The sequence below is a fragment of the Flavobacterium sp. RSP15 genome (assembly GCF_003968755.1).
Taxonomy (GTDB): domain Bacteria; phylum Bacteroidota; class Bacteroidia; order Flavobacteriales; family Flavobacteriaceae; genus Flavobacterium.
This window is the reverse complement of sequence record NZ_RYDL01000014.1, coordinates 68,694-77,297: the sequence shown is the minus strand read 5'-3', so window position 1 is coordinate 77,297 and position 8,604 is coordinate 68,694. Positions and strand designations below refer to the sequence as shown.

Sequence of the window (8,604 nt, the reverse complement as noted above, 5' to 3'; positions counted from 1 at the left end):
GTCCGCTTCACATAGCGTGTTTCTTCATGTTTTTCCATTAGGATACTTTTTGTGTATCGCTATTTCAGGACGGGACAATTCCATTAAAAAAAATGCTCCATTCAATTGAATGGAGCATTTTTTTGTTTTAAATAATTCTGACAGCTTAGCGAAAGTAATTATTCCTTCCTCCACTTTTTTGTTTCTTCAAAAACATGTTCAAGAATAGCCGCTTCTCTTTCATCAAAAGCTACGTTTCGGCGACTCATTACCAGTCGAGCTGTTTCAAATGCTTTCTTGGTAATATAGGTCGTAAAACCGGAAGCCCCACCCCAAGAAAAACTCGGTACAAAATTGCGTGGAAAGCCGCTGCCAAAAATATTAGCACTTACGCCTACTACCGTTCCGGTATTAAACATCGTATTAATTCCGCATTTGCTGTGATCTCCCATCATCAATCCACAAAACTGAAGTCCCGTTTTAGCAAATCCTTCGGTTTCGTAACTCCATAATTTTACTTCTTCATAATTATTTTTTAAGTTTGAATTGTTAGTATCCGCGCCAATATTACACCATTCGCCAAGAACAGAATTCCCTAAAAAACCATCATGTCCTTTATTCGAATACCCAAACAATACCGAATTATTAACTTCGCCTCCAATTCTGGAATGCGGACCTACGGTTGTTGCTCCGTAGACTTTGGCAGCCATTTTTACGGTTGCGTTTTCGCACAAGGCAAAAGGACCTCTGATGACAGAACCTTCCATAATTTCAGAATCCTTACCTATATATATGGGACCTGTTGAAGCATTTAAAGTAACAAACTCTAATTTTGCGCCTTCCTCGATAAATATATTTTCGGAAGCGATGACGTTGACACTTTTTGGGATGGGCTGTGACCTGCGGTCTTCGGTTAAGATTTCGAAATCTTCCCGAATGGCGGCATCATTTTTCGAAAAAATATCCCATGTATTTTGAATCGTCAAACAATCGTCCTGAAATTCTATAATTTCATAGGAATCAAAATCTACTTCTTCTTGTTCTTCAGTGGTGTAAAAAGCAATCACTTCATCTGCTCTAAAAATGGCCTGATTGGGTTCCAGATTACTAATCATTTCTACCAAAATAGCATTGGGCAGAAAAGAAGCATTGATCATCACGTTTTCTTCTAGTTCCACCATAGGGAATTTTTCAGACAAATAGTCCTCCGTCAAAGTAGTTGTGGTAGAGCCTAAATGCATTTCCCATTTTTGACGAATGGTCATAATCCCAATAAGAATATCCGCAACAGGACGTGTAAACGTAAAAGGCAGTAAGGCGTTTCGAGCGGGACCGTCAAAAAGTATGTAATTCATATATTTTTTTTTAAAATGTATCCGTACGGACAAGTCGTGACTTGTCCGTACTTTTAAGCAGTGCCAAAGTTACAAAGTTTTCAAATAGATAAAAATAAAAAAAGCCTTCCATCTCGAAGTATCGGGAGGAAGGCTTTACTATAATTAAAAACAAGCTTTTATTATTTAGCGTGTTTAGCATATTTCGTTTTAAATTTATCAATACGTCCTGCAGTATCGATAAGTTTAGATTTACCGGTGTAAAAAGGGTGAGAAGTTCTGGAGATCTCCATTTTTACAACTGGATATTCAACTCCGTCAACTGTTAACGTTTCTCTTGTATCTGCAGTAGATTTAGTGATAAAAACATCTTCATTTGACATGTCTTTAAAAGCAACTAATCTGTAATTTTCTGGGTGTACACCTTTTTTCATCTTGTTATTCTTTTTTATTTGTTTGGCTATAAGTCATTTTGAAGCTTTTCTTCTGACAGAAAAGGTATAAATGTATTATAACTTTTTGTTTTTATACTATTATTTTGAGTCTGCAAATTTACAATTTTTTTCCAATAAACAAATCTTTGTCTCACTTTTTTTATATAATCGTAAAAAGCAATTTTTAGCTCCGAATATATTGGGAATTGCTATATTTGTGGATTAATTCTAAAACAACACATAATGATCAACGAAATAATTAAAAAAAACGGTGTAACCTACGGTGTAATTGCAGGAGTACTATTATCATTGATAACTGCTGCTATGTACGCTATAGATATCAAATTATTTATCGCATGGTGGACTACCCTTTTAAGCCTCTCTGTTTTTATAATCGTTCCTATCATAATGCTGTCAAAAACAAAAAAGGAATTAAATGGCATTCTTTCTTTTAAAGAGGCCTTTACTACCTATTTTATATCAGCAGTGGTTGCCGTTCTTATTTCTGTTGTTTTTAAAATCATATTATTTAATTTTATTGATCCTTCCGTAAAGGAGACTCTTTTAGACTTAACCATAAAATATTTAATTAGTACGTCTGAACAGTTTGGGGTTCCGGCATCCTCATTGAATGAAACCGTTTCAAAATTAAGAGAAACGGATCCGTATTCGATCGTTGAACAATTAAAAGGATCTGTTTTCGTACTCTTTTTTTGTGCCATATTAGGATTAATCATGGCAGCATTCTTTAAAAGTAAAACTACACAAGAATAAAAAGTAATGAATTTATCTATACTCATACCGCTTCTTAATGAAGAGGAATCCCTTAATGAACTCTACCGCTGGATTATCAAAGTGATGCAATCTCATAATTATTCTTATGAAATCCTTTTTCTAGATGATGGAAGCACGGATAATTCCTGGACACTTATCGAAGGATTTGCTCAAGAGAACCCCCACGTAAAAGGCGTTCGTTTCATGAAAAATTTCGGGAAATCACAAGCGTTGCATGCTGGTTTTGCAAAAGCGCAGGGTGATGTAATTATCACCATGGACGCCGATTTACAAGATAGCCCGGAGGAAATTCCAGGTTTGTACGATATGATCACCAATGGCAAATATGATTTGGTTTCAGGATGGAAAAAGAAACGCTACGACTCCGTAGTGGCAAAAAACCTGCCTTCTAAATTATTCAATTGGGCCGCAAGAAAAACCTCCGGAGTAGCATTGAATGATTTCAATTGCGGATTGAAAGCTTATAAAAATGTTGTGGTAAAAAATATCGAAGTTTCGGGTGAAATGCACCGCTACATTCCGGTTTTGGCAAAAAATGCCGGTTTTGGAAAAATTGGTGAAAAAGTAGTGCAACATCAAGCTAGAAAATACGGACAAACAAAATTTGGAATGGAACGTTTCATCAATGGTTTCCTGGATTTAATTACCATTTGGTTTCTTTCTCGTTTTGGAAAAAGACCCATGCATTTATTTGGCGCCATGGGATCATTAATGTTTATCATTGGGTTTATGCTTGCCGGATATATTGGTGTTTCCAAATTATACCACATGTACAATGACATGCGCTATAGCCTGGTAACGAATAATCCTTGGTTTTATATTGCTCTTACCTCTATGGTTTTGGGAACACAATTATTTTTGGCCGGATTTCTTGGTGAAATAATTTTGAGAACAAAAAATAATGAAGAGCGTTATAAAGTGTCGAGTGAAGTTAATTTTTTATAAATTTATAGAAACGAAAAAATTATCGTTTGCACAATACCTAGCCCTGATAAGAGCAGAATCCCATGCTTTTTTTGCGTGGATACAGCGGATAGCAGGACACGAGCGTAGCGAACTGACGAAGTAAATAGCTCCCAAAAAAACAATTGTATTTAAATTTCATTTACGAATTTAGAAACTAAAAACAGATAGCATGGAAATCAAACAACACATTTTAGACGCCGTAAATGAATGGCTTACGCCAACATTTGACACTGCAACTCAGGAAGCAATTACCGAATTGATGACTACATCCCCAAAAGAGCTAGAGGAGAGTTTTTATAAAAATCTTGAGTTTGGAACCGGCGGAATGCGCGGTGTCATGGGCGTAGGAAACAATCGGATCAATAAATATACGCTTGGGAAAAGCACGCAAGGTCTTTCGGATTATATGCACACTGCCTTTCCTAACCAGCCTTTGAAAGCCGTCATTGCTTATGATTGCCGCCACAATAGCGACACGTTGGCTAAGTTAGTTGCTGATGTTTTCAGTGCCAATGGGATTGAAGTGTACTTGTTCTCGGAGATGAGACCTACACCGGAATTGTCCTTTGCAGTAAAACATTTAGGGTGCCAGTGTGGCATCGTGCTTACGGCATCACACAATCCGCCGGAATATAACGGATACAAAGTGTACTGGCAAGATGGTGGACAAATTGTGCCACCGGAAGATGAAGGAATTATTACTGTCATTGAAAATTTAAATTACAATCAGATCAAGTTTACTGCCAATGAAGATTTGATTCATTATATAGATACGGAAATTGATACGGCTTTTATCCAATCGACGATCGAAAATGCTAGTTTTGGAACTTCGGCTGTAGCCAAAGAAAAGCTGAATATTGTATTTACTTCCTTGCACGGAACCTCTATAAAACTAGTTCCTGATACTTTGGCGCAAGCGGGGTACCCAAATGTGAATATCGTGGAAGAACAACGAGTACCCAATGGTGATTTCCCTACTGTGAAATCGCCAAATCCGGAGGAACCGGAAGCCTTGACCATGGCGTTAGCACTTGCCGATAAAGTAAATGCGGATATTGTTATTGGGACGGATCCTGATTGTGATCGTTTGGGAGTTGCTGTTAGAGACAATGAAGGCAAAATGACGTTGCTAAACGGGAATCAAACCATGATTTTGATGACTGCATTTTTATTGGAACAATGGAAAAAAGCAGGTAAAATTAACGGCAAACAATTTGTAGGCTCTACGATCGTTTCCACACCTATGATGATGGAATTAGCGACAAACTACGATGTAGAATGCAAAGTGGGTTTGACTGGTTTTAAATGGATTGCCAAAATGATTAAAGACTTTCCTAAATTGGAATTCATAGGTGGTGGTGAAGAAAGTTTTGGCTACATGGTGGGCGATGCGGTACGGGATAAAGATGCTGTTGCGGCAACTTTGTTGATTTGTGAACTTGCTGCACAGGCAAAAGCCAAAGGAAGTACGGTGTACAAAGAATTACTAAAACTCTATGTTGATAACGGATTTTATAAAGAACACTTGGTTTCACTGACTAAAAAGGGAATGGATGGTTTACAGGAAATCAATCAAATGATGATAGACATGAGAGAAAATCCACTGAAACAGATCAACGGACAACGCGTGATTATGCTGGAAGATTACCAATCATCAATCGCTAAAAACCTTTTGGACGGATCCGAGTCTACGATGACGATTCCAAAATCGAACGTGTTGATTTATTATACGGAAGACGGATCTAAAATTTGTGCCAGACCAAGCGGTACGGAACCAAAAATAAAATTTTACATCAGTGTAAATACTGAATTGGAATCGGTAGAAGATTTTCAGGAAGTAGAAACCGTATTGAACGAAAAAATTAAAAATATTATTATTGCGATGCAATTGAACTAATGGACAAAAATTTAATCAAATTAATTCCCTTTACAAGACCATACAAAACACATATTATCTGGAATGTGGTGTACAATATTTTGTATGCTTTTTTTAGTACCATTTCAATGTTGACGCTGCTTCCAGTACTTCAGGTGCTTTTTGGCAAAGTCAAAACAGTAGAAAAAGAGCCAATATATACCGGAATAGGGAATATAAAAGACTACGGGACTGATCTTTTGTATTTTAAAATAACCGAATTAACAAAAGACAATAGTGCTCAGTTTGCGCTTTTATTAGTCGTTTCATTAGTCATTGTCACTTTTTTATTCAAAAATTTATTCAATTACCTCGCTTCGCATCACATCATGCACCTTAAAAATGGTGTATTACGCGATTTACGAAAATCAATGTATGATAAAATAGTTGAATTGCCCATATCCTACTATTCAGAGAAAAGAAAAGGAGATATTATGGCGCGAATGCTGGGCGATGTCAATGAGGTTCAAAACTCTTTTTTCTCAATACTGGAACTTATCGTAAAAGAACCTTTGACTATAGTCTTTGCAATAGTCACCATGTTTTTCATAAGCGTTGAACTAACCTTTTTCGTTTTGATCTTTATTCCGATTTCGGGATTTATCATTTCAAAAATCGCTAAAAACTTGAGAGCACAATCTTTACAGGCACAAAAAGAAAGTGGTTTTCTGATTTCAATAGTTGATGAAAGTTTAGGTGGTTTAAAAGTGATTAAAAGCTATAATGCTGAACCTAATTTTAAAAACCGATTCAACGATTCGGTAACCCGATTATTGAATTTATCCAATAGCATAGGCGACAAAAATAATTTGGCAACGCCATTGAGCGAATTTTTAGGAATTACGACTATTGCTGCCTTGCTATGGTATGGTGGAAACTTAGTCTTAATTGACAAAACCCTTGAAGGTGCCGCTTTTATTGTTTTTCTTACGCTGGCCTTCAACATTCTTACTCCTGCCAAAGCCATTTCGAAAGCATCGTATGCCGTGAAAAATGGTTTAGCCGCTGCAGAACGAGTTTTTGAAGTTTTAGAAGTCGAAAACGAAATCACTTCAAAAGAAAATGCAATCGAAAAAAACACTTTCGATTCCAATATCACAATCAAAAACATTAACTTTAAATACGAAAAAGAGAATGTGTTGAAAGACTTTACTCTTGAAGTAAAAAAGGGACAAACGGTGGCTCTTGTTGGCCAATCTGGAAGCGGAAAAAGTACCATTGCCAATTTGCTCACCCGTTTTTATGACACCAGTGAAGGCGAAATCACCATTGATGGAGTTAACATAAAAGATTTTAGTTTAAAATCGCTTCGGGGCTTGATGGGCTTGGTTACGCAGGACAGCATCTTGTTTAATGATACGATCAAAGCCAATGTTGCCCTGGGAAAAATAGACGCAACCGATGAGGAAATTATCGAAGCGTTGAAAATTGCCAATGCCTATGAATTTGTAAAAGATTTACCATTAGGAATTCACACTAACATTGGCGACAGTGGAAACAAACTTTCCGGAGGTCAAAAACAACGTTTATCGATTGCCAGAGCCGTTTTGAAAAATCCACCAATTATGATTCTGGATGAAGCCACATCAGCATTGGATACCGAAAGCGAAAAATTCGTTCAAGTCGCTTTGGAAAACATGATGCAAAACCGAACTTCGATTGTGATTGCGCACCGACTATCAACCATTCAAAAAGCGGATAAAATTGTGGTGATGCAAAAAGGAAAAATAGTAGAACAAGGAACACATGACGAATTAATTGCTCTTGACGGAACCTATCATAAATTGGTAACAATGCAGAGTTTTGAATAAATTTAGGGATTAAGAATTAAGATTTTCGGGTAACGAAAGATTAATTTTGTAATTTCGGTAAAACATTTTCGCTATGAAAACTACTTTAGAAAAAAGAAAAATAAATTTAGTTCAAAATTTCCTAAATCTAGATAATCCTGAAACCATATCTAAAGTAGAAGTTTTGCTTAGTCAGGAAAAAGTGCGCATTTACGAAGAATCCATTTCGAAAAAATTGATGCATCAAGAACTAAACACTCTGCTAGATAAGGCAGAAGATGATTTTAAAAATGGAAGAATTATAACTACAGAGGAATTACTCAAAAAAGTTGAAAATTGGTAATGGAAGTTGTTTGGTCTGAAAACGCAGAATTACAACTCAAATTAATTTCAGACTTATACCAATTTCAATCCTCAAAATCAAAAGCCAAGAATTTGACTAAAGAAATTATTTCATCCACTTTAATGCTAAAAAAATTTCCAGAATTAGGAACTCTACAAGAAGTACAACCGACCAGAAGTAATAAATACAGGTATATTGTATCAGGTCACTACAAGTTGATCTATTTCAGATCCAACCAATGCATAATAATTGCAACTGTTTTTGACACTAGACAAAATCCAGAAAAACTTAATATTCTTTTAAATGAAAAATTTTAATTCCAGATTTTTAATTTAAATTATGTATCTCACTAACAAAAACATAAAGCTTCCCGAGGACCCCAATACTGTTGTTTGGAAATACCTCGATTTGTCTAAGTTTCTGGACTTGTTGTTGTCACAAAAGCTATTTATGTCCCGATCCGATAAATTTGAAGATCAATACGAAGGCACTTTTAGCGAGCCTACTTTTGAGGAAATAAAAAAACTTTCTATTGACAATCCTGACTTTTTAAACTACTATAAAACACATCGGGAAAAAGTAGCGATTAGCAGCTGGCACATCAACGAATATGAATCATTTGCTATGTGGCAAATTTTCACGCAAAACAGTGAAGGTTTAGCCATTCAATCTACGATTGGGCGTTTACAGCAAGCACTTGCTCCGGAAACAAATTTCAATCAATACATTGGGGAAGTAAATTATATTGATTACAAAAAAGAACACATCCCGTTTGATGATCTATTTTTTCCTTTTTTGTTCAAGCGAAAAAGTTTTCAATATGAAGGTGAAGTGCGCATCATCACGGACATTGGAGAAAGCGATATAAAAATTAATGATGGTTTAAAAATCAATGTAGACATCAATCAGTTAATTGAAAAAATATACATCCATCCCAAATCCGAAAACTGGTATAAAAACCTGGTCATTCAGTTAGTGAAACAACTGGGATTTAATTTTACCATTGAAAAATCAGACTTGGAAAGTGATATTTTGATCTAAAATCATT

General features: G+C 35.9%; 9 protein-coding genes. 7 read left to right on the top strand and 2 right to left on the bottom strand.

The genetic code is table 11. The features are described from left to right. Positions 1–158: 158 nt before the first annotated feature. The gene (locus EKM00_RS12900) at positions 159–1,334 is read right to left on the bottom strand and encodes a GlmU family protein (protein ID WP_126516458.1); all 1,176 of its coding nucleotides are present in this window, start codon (positions 1,332–1,334) and stop codon (positions 159–161) included. A 161-nt stretch (positions 1,335–1,495) separates the two neighbouring features. Continuing rightward, on the bottom strand, positions 1,496–1,747 hold the full coding sequence (locus EKM00_RS12895) for a type B 50S ribosomal protein L31 (RefSeq protein ID WP_126454388.1): 252 nt from the start codon (positions 1,745–1,747) through the stop codon (positions 1,496–1,498). A 243-nt stretch (positions 1,748–1,990) separates the two neighbouring features. On the opposite strand from EKM00_RS12895, the gene EKM00_RS12890 reads away from it, so the two are divergent. The 7 genes from EKM00_RS12890 to EKM00_RS12860 all read left to right on the top strand — a co-directional run bounded on the left by EKM00_RS12890 (position 1,991) and on the right by EKM00_RS12860 (position 8,597). Beyond that, a complete protein-coding gene (locus EKM00_RS12890; RefSeq protein ID WP_126454390.1) occupies positions 1,991–2,521 on the top strand; it encodes a DUF4199 domain-containing protein in 531 nt (176 codons plus the stop codon). Positions 2,522–2,527: 6 nt separating this feature from the next. Beyond that, on the top strand, positions 2,528–3,487 hold the full coding sequence (locus EKM00_RS12885) for a glycosyltransferase family 2 protein (protein WP_126516457.1): 960 nt from the start codon (positions 2,528–2,530) through the stop codon (positions 3,485–3,487). A gap of 190 nt (positions 3,488–3,677) precedes the next feature. After that, positions 3,678–5,405, top strand: a complete 1,728-nt coding sequence (locus tag EKM00_RS12880) for a phospho-sugar mutase (protein WP_126516456.1) — start codon at positions 3,678–3,680, stop codon at positions 5,403–5,405. After that, a complete protein-coding gene (locus tag EKM00_RS12875) occupies positions 5,405–7,234 on the top strand; it encodes an ABC transporter ATP-binding protein (protein WP_126516455.1) in 1,830 nt (609 codons plus the stop codon). The genes EKM00_RS12880 and EKM00_RS12875 overlap by 1 nt, the downstream gene beginning before the upstream one ends. 73 nt (positions 7,235–7,307) lie before the next feature. Next, complete coding sequence (locus EKM00_RS12870; protein ID WP_126516454.1) at positions 7,308–7,556, top strand: hypothetical protein; 249 nt, start codon at positions 7,308–7,310, stop codon at positions 7,554–7,556. Further along, positions 7,556–7,873, top strand: a complete 318-nt coding sequence (locus EKM00_RS12865) for a type II toxin-antitoxin system RelE/ParE family toxin (protein ID WP_126516453.1) — start codon at positions 7,556–7,558, stop codon at positions 7,871–7,873. Before EKM00_RS12870 ends, EKM00_RS12865 begins: the two co-directional genes overlap by 1 nt. 22 nt (positions 7,874–7,895) lie before the next feature. Then, positions 7,896–8,597 carry a hypothetical protein gene (locus EKM00_RS12860; protein WP_126516452.1) on the top strand — a complete coding sequence of 234 codons (702 nt, stop codon included), beginning with the start codon at positions 7,896–7,898 and terminating at the stop codon, positions 8,595–8,597. The last annotated feature ends 7 nt before the right edge of the window (positions 8,598–8,604 follow it).